This window comes from Nocardia sp. NPDC006630 (genome assembly GCF_040611495.1).
In the GTDB taxonomy this organism is placed as follows: domain Bacteria; phylum Actinomycetota; class Actinomycetes; order Mycobacteriales; family Mycobacteriaceae; genus Nocardia.
Window position 1 is genome coordinate 591,142 of record NZ_JBEXOK010000004.1, and the last position, 15,372, is coordinate 606,513.

Annotated in this window: 17 protein-coding genes; 11 read left to right on the top strand and 6 right to left on the bottom strand. The window is 66.3% G+C overall.

Features of this window, described 5'->3' with window-relative positions; all coding sequences use genetic code 11:
• Nucleotides 1-19 precede the first annotated feature (19 nt).
• On the bottom strand, nucleotides 20-1,609 hold the full coding sequence (locus ABZX86_RS14500) for a glycoside hydrolase family 57 protein (RefSeq protein WP_355123562.1): 1,590 nt from the start codon (nucleotides 1,607-1,609) through the stop codon (nucleotides 20-22).
• On the bottom strand, nucleotides 1,606-2,388 hold the full coding sequence (locus tag ABZX86_RS14505; protein ID WP_355123564.1) for a class I SAM-dependent methyltransferase: 783 nt from the start codon (nucleotides 2,386-2,388) through the stop codon (nucleotides 1,606-1,608). Before ABZX86_RS14505 ends, ABZX86_RS14500 begins: the two co-directional genes overlap by 4 nt.
• Nucleotides 2,389-2,579: 191 nt before the next feature.
• On the opposite strand from ABZX86_RS14505, the gene ABZX86_RS14510 reads away from it, so the two are divergent.
• The 4 genes from ABZX86_RS14510 to ABZX86_RS14525 all read left to right on the top strand — a co-directional run bounded on the left by ABZX86_RS14510 (nucleotide 2,580) and on the right by ABZX86_RS14525 (nucleotide 5,280).
• Entirely contained in the window at nucleotides 2,580-3,365 is a 786-nt protein-coding gene (locus ABZX86_RS14510; protein ID WP_327144625.1) for an electron transfer flavoprotein subunit beta/FixA family protein, read from the top strand.
• Between the two features lie 72 nt (nucleotides 3,366-3,437).
• The gene (locus ABZX86_RS14515) at nucleotides 3,438-4,397 is read left to right on the top strand and encodes an electron transfer flavoprotein subunit alpha/FixB family protein (protein WP_355123566.1); all 960 of its coding nucleotides are present in this window, start codon (nucleotides 3,438-3,440) and stop codon (nucleotides 4,395-4,397) included.
• Between the two features lie 177 nt (nucleotides 4,398-4,574).
• Nucleotides 4,575-4,835 carry a hypothetical protein gene (locus tag ABZX86_RS14520; RefSeq protein ID WP_355123568.1) on the top strand — a complete coding sequence of 87 codons (261 nt, stop codon included), beginning with the start codon at nucleotides 4,575-4,577 and terminating at the stop codon, nucleotides 4,833-4,835.
• A gap of 46 nt (nucleotides 4,836-4,881) precedes the next feature.
• Complete coding sequence (locus ABZX86_RS14525) at nucleotides 4,882-5,280, top strand: hypothetical protein (RefSeq protein WP_355123570.1); 399 nt, start codon at nucleotides 4,882-4,884, stop codon at nucleotides 5,278-5,280.
• 9 nt (nucleotides 5,281-5,289) lie between these two features.
• Here ABZX86_RS14525 and ABZX86_RS14530 read toward each other — a convergent pair whose 3' ends face one another.
• Nucleotides 5,290-6,324: a hypothetical protein gene (locus ABZX86_RS14530; RefSeq protein ID WP_355123572.1), complete on the bottom strand. Its 1,035-nt coding sequence runs from the start codon at nucleotides 6,322-6,324 to the stop codon at nucleotides 5,290-5,292.
• Nucleotides 6,325-6,424: 100 nt separating this feature from the next.
• Between ABZX86_RS14530 and ABZX86_RS14535 the strand changes: the two genes are divergently transcribed.
• Nucleotides 6,425-7,366 (top strand): aminoglycoside phosphotransferase family protein, encoded by a 942-nt coding sequence (locus ABZX86_RS14535; protein WP_355123574.1) that lies wholly within the window; start codon nucleotides 6,425-6,427, stop codon nucleotides 7,364-7,366.
• Between the two features lie 3 nt (nucleotides 7,367-7,369).
• Here the strand turns inward: ABZX86_RS14535 and ABZX86_RS14540 are convergent, their stop codons facing one another.
• From ABZX86_RS14540 to ABZX86_RS14550, 3 genes are all read right to left on the bottom strand, one after another.
• On the bottom strand, nucleotides 7,370-7,807 hold the full coding sequence (locus tag ABZX86_RS14540) for a DUF1707 domain-containing protein (RefSeq protein ID WP_355123576.1): 438 nt from the start codon (nucleotides 7,805-7,807) through the stop codon (nucleotides 7,370-7,372).
• Between the two features lie 38 nt (nucleotides 7,808-7,845).
• The gene (locus ABZX86_RS14545; RefSeq protein ID WP_355123578.1) at nucleotides 7,846-8,493 is read right to left on the bottom strand and encodes a hypothetical protein; all 648 of its coding nucleotides are present in this window, start codon (nucleotides 8,491-8,493) and stop codon (nucleotides 7,846-7,848) included.
• A 135-nt stretch (nucleotides 8,494-8,628) separates the two neighbouring features.
• Complete coding sequence (locus tag ABZX86_RS14550) at nucleotides 8,629-9,486, bottom strand: LysR family transcriptional regulator (protein WP_355123580.1); 858 nt, start codon at nucleotides 9,484-9,486, stop codon at nucleotides 8,629-8,631.
• A 113-nt stretch (nucleotides 9,487-9,599) separates the two neighbouring features.
• Here ABZX86_RS14550 and ABZX86_RS14555 point away from each other — a divergent pair, with 113 nt between their 5' ends.
• From ABZX86_RS14555 to ABZX86_RS14580, 6 genes are all read left to right on the top strand, one after another.
• Nucleotides 9,600-10,892, top strand: coding sequence for an NAD(P)/FAD-dependent oxidoreductase (locus tag ABZX86_RS14555; protein WP_327144632.1), 1,293 nt, complete (start codon nucleotides 9,600-9,602; stop codon nucleotides 10,890-10,892).
• An 89-nt stretch (nucleotides 10,893-10,981) separates the two neighbouring features.
• Complete coding sequence (locus ABZX86_RS14560) at nucleotides 10,982-11,602, top strand: helix-turn-helix transcriptional regulator (RefSeq protein WP_355123581.1); 621 nt, start codon at nucleotides 10,982-10,984, stop codon at nucleotides 11,600-11,602.
• 55 nt (nucleotides 11,603-11,657) lie between these two features.
• Nucleotides 11,658-12,674 carry an ATP-binding cassette domain-containing protein gene (locus ABZX86_RS14565; protein ID WP_355123583.1) on the top strand — a complete coding sequence of 339 codons (1,017 nt, stop codon included), beginning with the start codon at nucleotides 11,658-11,660 and terminating at the stop codon, nucleotides 12,672-12,674.
• The gene (locus ABZX86_RS14570; RefSeq protein ID WP_355123585.1) at nucleotides 12,671-13,432 is read left to right on the top strand and encodes an ABC transporter permease; all 762 of its coding nucleotides are present in this window, start codon (nucleotides 12,671-12,673) and stop codon (nucleotides 13,430-13,432) included. The genes ABZX86_RS14565 and ABZX86_RS14570 overlap by 4 nt, the downstream gene beginning before the upstream one ends.
• Before the next feature lie 86 nt (nucleotides 13,433-13,518).
• Nucleotides 13,519-14,205: an SDR family oxidoreductase gene (locus tag ABZX86_RS14575; protein WP_355123587.1), complete on the top strand. Its 687-nt coding sequence runs from the start codon at nucleotides 13,519-13,521 to the stop codon at nucleotides 14,203-14,205.
• Nucleotides 14,202-15,269, top strand: a complete 1,068-nt coding sequence (locus ABZX86_RS14580) for an S-adenosylmethionine:tRNA ribosyltransferase-isomerase (RefSeq protein WP_355123589.1) — start codon at nucleotides 14,202-14,204, stop codon at nucleotides 15,267-15,269. The genes ABZX86_RS14575 and ABZX86_RS14580 overlap by 4 nt, the downstream gene beginning before the upstream one ends.
• The last annotated feature ends 103 nt before the right edge of the window (nucleotides 15,270-15,372 follow it).

Consider the following 15,372-nt stretch of genomic DNA (forward strand, 5'->3'; position numbering starts at 1 on the left):
ATGCGGCGTCCGCGGGCCCCTACGTGGTTACGCAAGCTGCCTCCTTCGGGTCCGTCGCGGCCGCCGTGGCAGGGCCGAGCCGGCGCGCATCGAGCGCTGGGAAGAATCCGTCGGCCGCGTACCATCCTGCCGCCAACTGCTCTGCTTTGGCGAGTTGTCCACCCGCGACCGCGGCTGCGATCTCGCGCACCGCATGGGCGTGTTCATGGGCTCGGTCACGCGCGTAGCCGGCGGCCGAATCCTTCGACACCATGAAGGCCCAGTCGCTGGAGACGGTCAGAATCGCCTCGCGCAGCAGCTGATCGGCGACCCGGTTGCGCAGTCCGCCGACCGCGAATTCGCCACTGCCGGAACCGGTTTCGACATGCATCTTGTCCAGGGTGTCCAGCGCCAGCCGGACGATCTCGGCATTGAGCTCGACCAGATCGGACACCTGATCCCCGGCCCACACCCGCCAATCCTTGCCCGAACCCCAGGACGAGTCGCTGAGCTGCACGGATTCTCCGACATACCCATTGGCCCGGGCATCGGCGAGCGTGCCGACGGTGACGCCCGCTTCGGGCAGCGCGCGCAGCACCTGCTCCAGCCACTGCGGTCCCTCATGCCACCAGTGCCCGAAGAGTTCGGTGTCGAATGCCGCTACGACCAGGGCGCCCCGGCCGATTCGCGCGGACTCGGCGATGAGCCGCTCGCGCACGGTCGCCACGAAGTCGGCGACATCCTGCTGTACGGCCGCGGCTGCGAGCTGCGGATCGTAGGGCGCCTTGTCCGCACCCTCGACGGTCTTGCCGGTCACCCGCGACGGTTTGAGGCCCGTGGCGTGATCATAGTGATGGAAATCACGGTAGGCGGCATGTCCCGGATACCCGGATTTCGGCGACCACACCCGATAACTGACCTGCAGATCGCGTCCGAACGCCACCACATCCGAATCCCACACCGGTCGCCCGAGTGTGGTGTCGCCGCGCAGTGCCGGACCGTCCACCATGAAATGAGTCACACCGGCGGCGGCATAACCATGTTCCATTCCGGGCGTGAATCCGCATTCGGGCGCCCAGATTCCGGTGGGCGTGGTGCCCCAGCGCTGCTGCGCGTCGGCCAATCCCTCGCGGAGCTGATAACTGCGCAGCCGCTCGTCCAGCAGCGGCTGGAACGGATGCGCCAGCGGCCCGCCCAGCAATTCGATGGCCCCGGCATCGATGAGCTCACGCCACACCGGTGACGCACCGTGCTGCCATCGAGTTTCGAAATCGCTGATGGCTTCACCCGCCAGCCGATGCTCATGGCTGCCCAGCGCGACATTGCCCGACATGGAGGCCTCGTCGGCCCGCAGCTGCCAATTGCCCAGCCAGTGGTGCATGGCCGAGAGGCTGTGCGGATCATCCAGCTGCGCCGCGAGCACCGGCGTGATGCCCAGGCTCAGTAGGTGCGAACGTCCTTCGGCCGCAAGGGTTCTCAGCACCTTGGCGACGGGAAGGTAAGACGCCGCCCAGGATTGGTAGAGCCACTCCTCGCCGACCGGCCAGCGCCCGTGATGCGCCAGCCACGGCAGATGGGAGTGCAGGACCAGGGTGAACTGGCCCGGCACCGGAGATTGCTTGCCACTCACGGTTTCACCGCGATGGCGACCAGATCGAGGCTGGCGTCGATATCGGATTCGCTGTCCGCGAGCAGCGCGAAATCATCGGTGCGCACGGCGGCGACATCGGCGGTCAGATCGGCGGGCCACGGCTCACCCGCGAGCGCGCGCTCGATCTGCGCGTCGATGATCGAGCCGCCCCACTTCTCGTCCAGCGCGACCAGTGCCGGGCCGTGGAAGACGCCCGCCATCAGTTCCACCTGGAAACCGGCCTCGACACAGAGTTCGGTGAGTTCGGCGGCATTGAGCTCGCGGGTGTGGAACGGGTTGAGCGGGGTGTCGCGGCCGGGGGAGAAGGTGATCCGGTTCGGCGTGCTGATCAGCAGCTTGCCGCCCGGCTTCAGCACCCGCAGGCATTCGCGAACGAACTGCGCCTGATCCCAGAGGTGTTCGATGACCTGGAAATTCACCACGACATCGACGGATTCGTCGTCGAGCGGCAGTGCGGCCAGATTGCCCTGGATCATTTCCACGGCCGGGTACTTGGAGCGCACGTGCGCCACGGCGCTGTCGTCGTAGTCGAGGCCGATCACCCGCGCGGCGACACCCGCGATCATGTTGGCGCCGTAGCCTTCTCCTGATCCGGCTTCGAGCACGGTCTTGCCGGCGCAGCGTTCCAGCAAGCGCACGTACGCGATCTCGTGCCGACGGAACCAGTAGTTCTCCTCGGCGATTCCGGGCACCGTCCGTTCACCGGTCAAAGGCAGGGGATCGGTGTGGTTTTCGGTGGGTATCACGGCCTCGCTCATTGGATCGACGTTAGCGGTTGCCCATATCACAGCGGCAGCCGGATCGGCCGATGGAGAAGATCACAGCCTAAGTTACCGACGGGTAACTTAACGTAGGGTAATCTCCATCGCGAGCTACTTGTGGACGTACGGCCAACCAATCGTGCGACCGCCACACCCGTGCCATCAGAACAGGAGGTCGACGAAGACCCATGCCTAACATCGTCGTACTGATCAAGCAGGTTCCTGACACCTGGTCCGAGCGCAAGCTGACCGATGGTGACTACACCCTGGACCGCGAGGCCGCCGATGCCATCCTCGACGAGATCAACGAGCGCGCTGTCGAAGAAGCGCTGCTGATCAAGGAGGCCCAGGGCGGTGAGGTGACCGTGCTGGCCATGGGCCCGCAGCGTGCCACCGAGGCCATTCGCAAGGCGCTGTCGATGGGTGCCGACAAGGCCATCCACATCAACGATGCCGCCATCCACGGCTCCGACGCCGTGCAGACCGCCTACGTGCTGGCCGCCGCTCTCGGCCAGATCGAGGGCATCGAGCTGGTCATCGCCGGCAACGAGGCCACCGACGGTCGCTCCGGCGCCGTGCCGGCCATCATCGCCGAGTACCTGGGCCTGCCGCAGCTGACCCACCTGCGCAAGCTGGTTGTCGACGGCGAGCGCATCACCGGTGAGCGCGAGACCGACGAAGGCGTCTTCAAGCTCGAGGCGACCCTTCCGGCCATCGTCTCGGTCACCGAGAAGATCAACGAGCCGCGCTTCCCCTCCTTCAAGGGCATCATGGCCGCGAAGAAGAAGGAAGTTCAGACCTTCACGCTGGCCGATCTGGGCGTCGACCCGGAGACCGTCGGTGTTGCGAACGCCGGCACCCAGGTGACCGGTGTGACCCCGAAGCCGGCGCGCACGGCGGGCGAGAAGATCGTCGACGAGGGTGAGGGCGGCCAGCAGATCGCCACCTACCTGGTCGGCCAGAAGATCATCTAAAGCCCCTCGAGCCCAACTGCCGGGGCGCAGTGCTTGCAGCTCGCCCCCATGGACACAGCAGGAGAAAGAACAATGGCAGAAGTACTGGTGCTCGTGGAGCACGCTGACGGTGCACCCAAGAAGGTGACCACCGAACTCATCACCGCCGCCCGCGGCCTCGGCACCCCGGCCGCTGTCGTCGTTGCCACCCCCGGCACCGCCGACAAGCTGGCCGACGCGCTGGCCGCCGCCGGCGCCGAGAAGATCTACGTCGCGGAATCCGATGAGGCCGAAGGCTTCCTGGTGACCCCGAAGGTCGACGTGCTGGCCGCGCTGTCCGAGTCCGCGACTCCGGCCGCGATCCTGGTCGCCGCCACCGCCGACGGCAAGGAGGTGTCGGGCCGCCTTGCCGCCCGCATCGGCTCCGGCCTGCTCGTCGATGTCATCGCGATCGACGCCGACGGCACCGCGCAGCACTCCATCTTCGGTGGCGCGTTCACCGTGGCCGCCAAGGCCACCGGCGATGTGCCGGTCATCTCGGTGCGCCCCGGCGCCATCGAGGCGGCCCCGCAGGCCGGCGCCGGCGAGAAGGTCGTCGTCGAGGTGCCCGCCCAGGAAGAGGGCGTCACCAAGGTCGTCTCGCGGGAGCCGAACGCCGGTGGCGATCGTCCCGAGCTGACCGAGGCCGCGATCGTGGTCTCCGGTGGCCGTGGTGTCGGCTCGGCCGACAACTTCGGCAAGGTCATCGAGCCGCTGGCCGATGCGCTGGGTGCCGCTGTCGGCGCCTCGCGTGCCGCTGTCGACTCGGGCTACTACCCGGGCCAGTTCCAGGTCGGTCAGACCGGTAAGACGGTCTCCCCGCAGCTGTACCTCGCCCTCGGCATCTCGGGCGCGATCCAGCATCGCGCCGGCATGCAGACCTCGAAGACCATCGTCGCTGTCAACAAGGACGAGGAAGCCCCTATCTTCGAGATCAGCGATTACGGCATCGTCGGCGACCTGTTCAATGTCGCCCCGCAGCTGACCGAGGCGGTCAAGGCCCACAAGGGTTAAGCACCTCGCGCTGAGCGCAATTCAGTGGCCCCGGCTGGAAACAGCCGGGGCCACTGGCGTTCTGCCCCTGCTTTTGGGGGCAGCGTGAAAGGCTCGGGACGCTTATGTCTGAAATGAATTTGCTTTAGATTCGAGCGGTCGCGGCAGTCGCCGGGACTGATCGGAAGGTTCTCGCTTATGCGTTCTCTTGTTATTGCTGTTGGTACTGCCGGTCTGCTCATGTCCGGTGCGGGGATGGCGGCGGCGGCCCCGCTGCCGCTGACCGCGCCTGCGCCCGTTGCCGATTCGACGGGCTCGAGCGACCTGCTGAACAGTTCCGCCGCGGTGCCCGACAGTGGTTCGGCCACCTCGGTCCTGACCGGTTCGGGTGGTCTGCTCGCCGTGCCGATCTGGCTGCTGAGCTGCTCGCTTTCGGCGCAGTGCCAGTTGCCGATCTAGGCTCTCGGTGTGGGCCGATCGGCCCGCAGAAATCGAGATTGCCGGTATGTCTTCCATTCCCGACGTGACCGACGTGGTCGCCGCCCTGCACTGGGACCTGGCCGAGTGGCTGGGGTCCGATGCGCTGCCCAAGGTCTTCGACCGGATCGGCATCGCGCTGGACAACCAGTTCTCGTCGGTGGTGACCACCGGTCAGGCCGTGGACCGGGAGACCTTTCTGGCCGGTATCTGGTCGGCGCGAAATGTGCAGCCGGGGTTGGAGATCGAGGTCTCCGACGTGCAGGAGCTCGCGCGCAGCGGCAATCTCATCATCGTCCGATTCGTCGCCGAGAATGTGGTCGGCGAGGTGCGGTCCGGACGCCTCGTGACCGCCGTGCTGATGACGGACGGCCGTACCTACCTGTGGCGATCGGTGCACGAGACCGCGGCGCCGGCCGCCTCCTGACGTCGTCGTTCAGGAGGATTCGGGTACGCCCACGCAGGTCAGGGTGAAGTAGGAGTACGGGCTGGGGTGCCGCCAGGAGTCGTGGGTGACCTCGCCGGGTGACTCGAAACCGAAGTGCCGCAGGAAGATCGCGGTCAGCTGCGCGGCCTCGGTGATGGCGGTGGGGTCGGCGGTGTAGTCGCGGGCCTGGACGCCGTCGCCATAGGGCTTGAAACCCTTGGCGGTCAGCTCGTCCTGCCAGTCGTCGCCATCGCTGACCAGCAGCAGCAGCGTGTCGGGGTACAGCACGATCTGCACCTTGAGATCGCTGTCGACGGTGCTCGCGTCCCGGTCCTCGTCGTCCTGTTCGTCTTCCTCGTCGAGGTCCGTATCGGCCTGCAGGGTGATCACCAGCCGATCGGGCCCGAGTTCGGGATCGGGATCGGCGGTGCCCAGCGCCCACATGCCCAATTGCACATCGAGCAGGGTGTTCTTCAGTGCTTCGGCGACATCGTCCCAATTCGAGACGACCTTCTCGCCCATGGCGAACCCGTCCATCCCGGGCCCGTCCTTATCGCCCATCCAGGTGAAGGGCACCTCGGTGAGGTCGTCCTCGAAATCCCAGGCGCGATAGTCCCATTCCTCGAACACCTCGGTGGAGGCCGCGCGCAGATTGAGCTCGCCGGAGTGGTCCATGGACAGCTCGCGGAAGGTCACCTTGTCACGCCATCGCACGAAGACATTGCGGCTGCCGCCGAACATCGACGGCTCACCCCACACCTCGATCGCGGCGGCCAGATAGGTCGGGAACTGATCGGGCTCGGCGTGTCCCACATACATGCCGACCGCATCGTATTCGGGTGCGCCCGGATCGGTCCGGTGGTCGTTGTCCGACATCCAGCCGCCGCGTTCGGCCCCTGGGATATCGGCGATCTCGTCGTCATCGTCCACGGTCCAGCCCGCTGTGGTGCAGGCCGTGACCACGGCGGCGCGATCCCACGCGCCGAAGTCGGCGGCCAGCCCCGTCAGTGCGGCGTGAAACTGCTGATCTGTCATCCCTTGCACGGGCGGACCCTATCGCGTCGATCCGGCTGCGGCGCCGAGGCAGCGCCTTGTGTACAACACCGGATTGCTCGGCCGGTGCGTTTTCGGGCAGGCTGGTTCGATGTCGATCACACTGCCGCCGGAGGTCTCCGACAATATTGCCACGGCATTCGGGGCGCGCGGTCGTGAGTGGTTGCGGGATCTGCCCGCGGTGGTGGCGCAGCGGTGTGCGGCTTGGGAGCTCGAGGTAGTGGGCGATGGATTCGGCGGCGGGACGCATTCCTATGTCGCGCCGGTCCGGCGGGCCGACGGATCGGTCGCGGTACTCAAGGTGCCGGTGGTGGACGAGGAGAACCACGGCGAGGCGGCCGGAATGTTCTGCTATCGCGGTGCGGGTGCGGTCCGGTTGTACGAATTCGATTCCGCCAGTGGCTCTTTACTGCTGGAGTGGGCGCGGCCCGGCACACCGCTGCTCGAGCAGCCGGGATTTCCGAGCCTGGAGGGCCGGGCCGAGAATATCGGGAAGGTCGAGTTCGCCTGCGAGCTGTACCGGCGATTGCGCCGGGAACCGGAAGCGGTCCCCGAGGGTTATCCCGCCCTGCCCACGGCGGCGGGCATGGTGCAGCAGTGGAGCGAAATGTTCATAGACCCCGAAGCCGCTGTATCGCAGGTGATTCCAGCCCGGCTGCTGGCGCGGGCCACTGAATGGTGCGGCGAGCTGGCGGCGCCCGACGGCCCGCTGCTCATCGTGAATCGGGATACCCATCTCGGCAATATCGTTGCGGCGGAACGTGAGCCGTGGTTGCTGATCGACCCCAAGGCCTATCTGGGTGAAGCCGCGTTCGATGCGGGATTCCTGGTGATGATCCAGGTGCAGAGCATCCCGGTGGCCGAACACGCACGCACGGTGGTGCACCGGACCGCAGCGGCCCTGGACGTCTCCGCGGACCGCGCACACGGCTGGGCCTTCATGCGGTCGATGGAGGAGATCGTCTGGGCCATCCAGGACGACGAGCCCGAGGACCTGCGCCTGCACCTGGCGGTAGCGACCGCCCTGGGGTAACCCTCAGTGCCGGTGCTGTTCCCGCGCCCGCTCGGTCCGGCTGTTGTCCCGCCCGACAACAATGCCGATGGTGCTCGGAATGAGCAGCGCCAGCCCCCATGGCACCGCCACCCAGAACGGCCAGAAATACCCCGCACCGGTCGCCAGCCAGATGACCAGGCACAGAATATTCACGAAGACCCACGGGATCCACATAATGATCACCCAGGTCGGCAGCCCACCCCTGCCGGTCCCGCCACTCGTACTCGACCGGGAAACCCGTTGCACGGGAAGGTCGGACAGCACCGGCGCCAGCTCGCCATAGGTCTTGGCGGCATACACCTGCTGGAGTCGCTCATCGAATTCATGCAGATCGATCCTGCCGTCATCCATGGCCGTCCGTAACTTCGCGACGATCTGTTCCCGATCGGCATTGGACGCCCGCATGTGCTCCTGGCTCACACCAGCCAGCGTAAGTCGCTTCCGGCTCCGCTGTCGGCTCAATGGCGCGTGATCTGATCGGCCTGCGCGATGTACTCGATCTCGGGGATGCGATGGAACAAATAACCTGTGATCCCCTCGGGCGCGAAGTGCGCACCGCTGTGCGGGTCGTACGCGAGATGATCACGCCCGCAGTAGGCGAGCGTTTCCCACAGTGCCGCACGCTGTCCGGCGCGCTGCCATCCTTGCTGCTTCGGTGTATCCGCGGCGGTGGCGGCCTCGTCGAGTCTCTGGGCGATCAGCCTGGCGAGTGGAACCACCAGGACCCACGCGACCGTCGGCAGGAAAATCCAGGAGACCAGAAAGTCGAGGGATCCGCCGTCCGTGGTCGCATGACTCAGCAGCCCGACGAGGACGGGTATCGCCCAAGCACCCAAAACCAAAAGCGTACTGGCCCGACGGCGGGTCAATCCGGCATGTCGTGGGTCGAGGAACATGGTTCCTGCGAGAGTTCCGGCGAGCACGCTGCCCTCGATTCCGTGCTGAACGATCGAACCGCGCACCGACGTCGTGGCGCGCCCGTGCTGGCTGGGGAACAGGTCACCGGCTCGTGTCACGGTGAAGTGCTGTCCGGCACGGAGATTGACACTCCCCACCGACGTGCTGTGCCGGATGTCGTTCTGCAGAATCGCGCGTAGACCGCGCACTTGATCGAGCATGCCGCAGCGCGGACACGGTCTCATGGCTCCCCCTACCTCCGGGCCACTCCCCGCGGCCCGCTTCGACGGAACGACGATAGCCGACGAATGCTGTAGCGCCGCTCCGTTTTCAGGCGCTCCGCTTCAGGCGCAGTGCAGGGCGGCGAGGAGGGTGGTGAGGATGGGGGAGGGGCGGAGGTCGCTGCGGATTACGGCGGAGACGGGGATGCGGAGGGGGTTGCCGGTGAGGCGGAGGATGGCGATGCCTTCGGTTTGGCTGTCGGCGTAGAGGATGGTCCAGGCGTCCGGGCGGTTGATGAGCTCCATGGTGGCGGTGTGGTCCGGGGGGATGGGGGGACCGTAGGCCGGGCCGGTGGGTAGATCGGCGAAGGCGGCGCGGACGACATTGTGCAGCAGCACCTGATCGAGTTCGGGCGGTAGTAGTAATGGGTACGCGCCGAGATCGGCGAGGGTGGCGTCGGCGCGTCCGGCGAGGGGGTGCGCGGTGGAGGTGGCGATGACCAAGTCCTCCACCCAGAGCTTCTCCACGGTCAGTCCGGGCTGATCCACGCTGCCCCGGATGAGAGCAAGATCACAGTCACCGTCGGCTACCGCCTGAATGCGCTGGCGGAAGGGCTTGATGACGAATTCGATCTCCGCACCCGGATGCGCCTCGCGTGCTCCGGCGATGGCGGACAGCGATCTTGTTGCGAAGGACATATTGGCTGCCAGGCGAATCCGCGGCCCGGAGGCCCTTACAGCTGCGCGAATGGCGGATTCCAGGCTCAGCATTTGCTTCGCAAGGGGAAGTAGCCGAGTGGTCGCGTCGGTCGGTACGACCGACCGGGTGGACCGCTCGAAGAGGGGCACGCCGAGGTCGCGTTCCAGCCGCGCGATCTGGTGGCTGATGGCCGACTGCGAAATGAAGCAGCGCGTGGCCGCGCGGCTGAAGCTGAGCTCCTCGCAGACGGCGACGAAGTAGGCCAGCTGTCGCAGCTCCACGGCATTTCTCCCATTCATGATCGATCTAGATAAGAGTCATATTGATTATGCGCCCTGACCCCTGGAACAACTGCGTTCCGAATTACGGTTAGTCATGAGAGAAGGAGGCTGTCATGCAGAGTGTGGACGCGGGTATCGAGACCGTCGAGGTCGTCATTGTTGGTTCGGGGTTCGGTGGGCTGTCTGCCGCCAAGCAACTCAATAAGTCGGGAGTTCCGTACGTCCTTATTTCGAGTACCCCCGAACACCTCTTCCAGCCTCTGCTCTACCAAGTTGCGACGGGTGTGCTGGCCTCCGATGAGATCGCACCGCCCATCAAGAACATCCTGAAGCACCACAAGAACGGTCAGACCCGCGTCGGCAAGGTGGTCGCCATCGACGCCGAGGCCGCGGTGCTGACCTACGAAACCGCCGAGGGGCAGCGCAAGATCCGCTACGGCTCGCTGATCGCGGCGACCGGCGCCAGCCAGTCCTATTTCGGCCGTGACGATTTCGCCGAGAAGACGTATTCGCTCAAGACCATCGACGATGCCCGGGACCTGCGCGCGCAGATCGACCGCGTATTCACCGAGGCCAAGGATGCCGATCCGGAGACCCGCCGCCGGCTGCTCAGCTTTGTCGTGGTCGGCGCCGGCGCCACCGGTGTCGAGGTCGCCGGTCAGCTCAAGGAACTCGCGAAAAGGTACTACCACCAGGATGATTCGGTCATCCTGGTCGAGGGCGCGGGCGTGGTGCTGCCCCCGTTCGGCGGCGGCCTGTCGGAGTACACCAAGAAGTCGCTCACCAAGAGCGGCGTCGAGGTGCTGGTCGATACCTTCGTCACCGATATCGACGAGGGCAAGGTGACTGTCAAGAGCAAGGACGGTGTGGAGCGCGGCATTGCCGCCGAGACCGTGGTGTGGTCGGCGGGCGTGGCGGTGGGCGGTTTCGCGCAGCTGCTGGCCGAGGCCACCGGTTGCGAAACCGACAGGGCCGGACGCCTTCTCATCAATCCGGACTGCACCGTCGGCGGACATGCCGATATCTACGCCATCGGCGATATGACCTCCCTCAAGGGCTACCCCGGCCAGTCGCCGGTCGCCATGCAGGAGGGCCGCCACGTCGCGGACATCATTCGCGGCAAGAAGCACGCCGCCACCGAGTTCAATTACTGGGACAAGGGCAGCATGGCGGTGATCAGCCGTTTCAGCGCCGTCACCAAGCTGAACGACAAGATCAAGTTCACCGGCACCCTCGCCTGGTTCACCTGGCTGGCAGTGCACCTGTTCTACCTCGTCGGCTTCCGCAACCGCTTCGCGGCCGTTTTCTCCTGGCTGGTCGCCTTCATCGGCACCGGCCGCCCCGGCTTCAACGAGGTCCAGAAGACCTCGGCGGCAAAGGATCAGGCCGAACCTCGAGCCGCCTGACCCATGCCCCGAAATGAGCCGCCCGGCAGTCCCCGCCGGGCGGCTCCTTCGTGTTCGGCCGCCGCTCTCGCCGCTGCTAACCTGCGAATATGGCTGTTCCTACAACGCGGTTGCTGGTGCTGTCGGTGGTGCGGCTGCTGCAACCGGTGCACGGATATGACGTGCGGCGCGAATTGCTGTCCTGGCATGCGGACGATTGGGCGAATGTGAAGCCCGGGTCGGTGTACGGGGCTTTGAACACCCTGCAGCGGGATGCGCTGATCTCGGTGGATGAGGTGGGGCAGGAGGGGGCCAGGCCGGAGCGGACCACGTATCGGCTGACCGCGGAGGGCGAGAAGGAGTTCGGGCAGCTGCTGCGGGATGCGCTGTTCGACGCCGATCAGCTCAAGCATCCGTACTTCGCGACGGTGGCCTTGTTCCCGCATGCGCCGCGGGAGGATGTGGTGGCGGCGTTGCGCAGCCGGATTCTGAAGTTCGAGGCGGCGATCGTGTTTCTCGAGCGGGAGGAGCAGCGGATTCTCGCCGGCAGTGGGAAGCCGGAGGAGTCGGAGCCCTTCCATGTGGCCGATGCGGTGCGGTTGTCCGCCGATCACACCCGGGCGGATCTGGAGTGGTCGCGAAAAACCCTGCGGCGCATCGAAAGCGGTGAGCTGGATGTGTGGAGCGAGGGGATGGGCGGGTCGATGATCCCGGCCCCGCTCGCCGATTAGTCAAGTCTTAATAGTCAAGCTTGACTATGTCGCCGATCGTTTCTACCGTAGACATGTGGAAACGACATCACCCGATCGTCGCCACTCCGCTGAACCGGCGATCCGGGTCCGCGGTCTGGCTCGTTCCTTCAAAACCAAAACCGGTGCCGTACAAGCGGTTACCGGTATCGACTTCGATGTGTACGACGGTGAGATCATCGGCCTGCTCGGCCCCAACGGCGCAGGCAAGACCACTACGCTGCGAATGATCGCCACCCTGCTCGCGCCCAGCGCGGGCGAGGCCACCGTCGCCGGTGCGGATCTGCGCGGTGCACCGCGCACCGTGCGCTCCCGGATCGGCTATGTCCCGCAGGGCGGTTCGACCTCGGACACCGAACTGGTCGACGACGAATTGATCCTGCAGGCAAGGCTTTTCGGGCTGTCCAAGGCCGAGGCTGTGGCCAATGCGGCGGAGCTGTCCAAGGCCCTGGAGTTCGATGGCATGGGCCGGCGCAGGTGTGGTCAGCTCTCCGGTGGTCAGCGTCGGCGGGTCGATATCGCCCTCGGAATGATTCACCGCCCGTTCCTGATCTACCTGGACGAGCCCACCACCGGGCTCGATCCGCAGAGCCGCGCCAATCTGTGGGAGCACATTCGGCGGCTGCGCGACGAGGGCACCACCGTCGTACTGACCACTCACTATTTGGAGGAGGCCGACGCCCTCTGTGATCGGGTGCTCGTCATGGACCACGGCGGCATAGTCGCCGAGGGCACGCCCGATGAGCTCAAGCGCCGCATCTCCGGCGATGTGATCAGCCTCGAAATCGACAACGGCAGTGCCGATCTCGCCCTGGAGATCGCCGAATCGGTGCTCACCGTGCGGCACCGCCTCAATACCGGCGAAAACGGCCGTGCGGGAATGTCTCTCGTACATCTCACGGTCGATCAGGGTGACGAGGCCGTGGTTCCGCTACTGCGTGCGCTCGGGGAGAACGGCATCACCCCCGGCGCCCTCACCGTGAAACGCCCCAGCCTCGACGACGTATTTCTGACCCTCACCGGGCGCTCATTGCGAGAAGGGAACCAGTCATGACATTCGCGCGCGACACCGGGCTGGTGTTCTGGTCCCAACTGCGATCGAATCTGCGAAATCCGGTGTGGGTCATGATCGGATTGACCCAGCCGATCCTCTATCTCGTCCTGTTCGGACCGCTGGTGAAGGGCGTATCGCCGTCCTTCGGCGCGAGTTCGGATCCCTGGAAGCTCCTGACACCGGCGCTGGTCATCCAGATCGGCCTGTTCGGTGCCATGTTCGCCGGATTCGCCATTGTGTCCGAGCTGCGGTCGGGCGTGATCGAGCGGCAGCGGGTGACGCCCGCGGCGCGTGGCGCCCTGCTCCTGGGTCGTGTCCTCAAGGACATGGTCGTGCTGATCGTGCAGGCGCTGGTGCTGGTCGCGGTGGCGATGCTGGCCTTCGATCTGCGGCCCGATCCACTCGGGCTGGTGTTGTCGGTGCTGCTGATTTCCGTGATGGCGGCCGGTCTGGCATCGGCGTCGTACGCACTGGGGCTGTGGGCGAAGGAGGAGGGGACCCTCGCCTCCATACTCAACTCGGTATCGGTCCCGATCATGCTGCTGTCGGGCATTCTGCTGCCGATGAGCGTCGGGCCGAAGTGGTTGCAGGATATCGCGAAGGCGAATCCCTTCTCGCACACCGTCGATGCGGCACGGGCGCTGTTCCGCGGTGACTTCGGATCCTCCGATGTCTACGTCGGGACCACGGTCACGATCGCGCTGGCCCTGGTGCTCATGGTGATCGGCGCCCGCAGTTTCGCCCGCGAGAACGCCTGACGGCAGGACCGATCGCCGTGTCATCGGGCTTCGCTCCCGGTGAACGACCTTGACCTGAACTGAGGTTCAGGTTTCACGATGGAGTCATGACGAAGAACAGAAGAGCCCTGATCACGGGCGCCTCGGCGGGATTCGGCCGCGCCGTCGCACTCGCCCTCGCCGAACAGGGGTGGGAATTGATCCTCACCGCGCGCGGCGGCGATGCGCTGGACAAGGTCCGCGCCGCAACGGGAGCCCACGCCGTGGTGGGCGATATCGCCGATCCCGCGCACCGGGACGAACTGGCCGCCGCTCTCGGCTCCGGCCCGCTGGACCTGCTGATCAACAATGCCAGCGCCCTCGGCCCCAGTCCGCTGCCGCCGCTGGACCGCTATCCGATCGCTGAGCTCGCGGCAGTGCTGGATACCAATGTGGTCGCGCCCCTGGCAGTGCTGCAATGTGCGCTTCCGGCGGTGCGCGCCGCGGACGGCACTGTGGTGAACATCAGCTCCGATGCCGCGGTGGGCGCCTATCCGGGCTGGGGTGGTTACGGCGCCTCCAAGGCCGCCCTGGATCAGCTCACGGCCGTACTGGCCGCCGAGAATCCGGACCTGCGGATCTACGCCTTCGATCCGGGGGATATGCGCACCGCCATGCATCAGGCCGCATTCCCCGGGGAGGACATCTCCGACCGGCCCGAGCCGGAAACCGTTGTGCCCGCACTGCTCCACCTCCTCGGGACCAGGCCGCCGAGCGGTCGCTATCTGGCCTCGGAACTACCGGTGGCGTCATGACGGTGGGGACGGAGGCGGTGGAATTCCTGCTGCCCGACGAGCTGTCGGCGACCAGTCCGCCGGAGGCGCGCGGGCTGGCACGGGACGAGGTGCGGCTCATGGTGTGCGAGGACGGTGCGGTGACCCACGCTCGATTCCGGGAACTACCGGGCTTCCTGCACCCCGGAGACCTTGTGGTGGTGAACAATTCGGCCATGGTCACTGCGGCCGTACCGGCTCGGTACGGCCGGGAGGAAGCGGTGCTGCACTTCTCGACGCCGCTCGACGACGGCCGCTGGGTGGTCGAGCTGCGCGATCCCGGTGGCACGCCCTGGCGGGGAGCTGACCTGGAACCCGGTGCCCACGTGCGGCTTGCGGACGGACACAGCGCAGTTCTGCGCGCGCCGTGGCTGCCGGACGCCGAGCGCCTGTGGACCGCCGATATCGATACCGACGTGCCGCGACTGCTGGCCGAGCGGGGGCGGCCGATCACGTATTCGTATGTCCGCGAACGCTGGTCTGCCTCCTACTATCAAACTGTCTTCGGCAGGGAACCGGGCAGTGCGGAAATGCCCAGCGCCGGAAGGCCGTTCACCGATGCCCTGGTGACCGAGTTGGTCGCGAGCGGTGTGGGCCTGGCATCGATCACCCTGCACACGGGTGTTTCCTCACCGGAATCGGGTGAGCCGCCGAGCCCGGAGCGCTTCGCGGTTCCCGAGTTGACCGCCCGGCTGGCGAATCTCACCCGGGATGCGGGTGGACGCGTGGTGGCGGTGGGCACCACGGTGACGCGGGCCCTCGAATCCGCCGTCGGCGCTGATGATCTGGTCCATCCGGTATCGGGCTGGACCGATCTGGTGCTCGGTGGTGACCGCCCGACCCGCGTGGTCGACGGACTGATCACCGGCTGGCATGCGCCGGGTGCCTCGCATCTGCATCTGCTGGAGGCGGTGGCCGGGGCCGACGTGGTGCGGCAGGCGTATCGAGCCGCGCTCGACGGCGGTTATCTCTGGCACGAATTCGGCGATACGGCCCTGCTTCTGCGTTCCCGACCCGGCGCGAACACGGGGCGCGCGGTGGCGTAGCCTTCCGTAATTCGCCCTTTGCGGCGGGCTCGCCCGATGCCTCGGAAGGGTGATCCGCGGTGGCGAAAACCCCGCTGTACCCAGCCAGGATACGAGCGTTTGT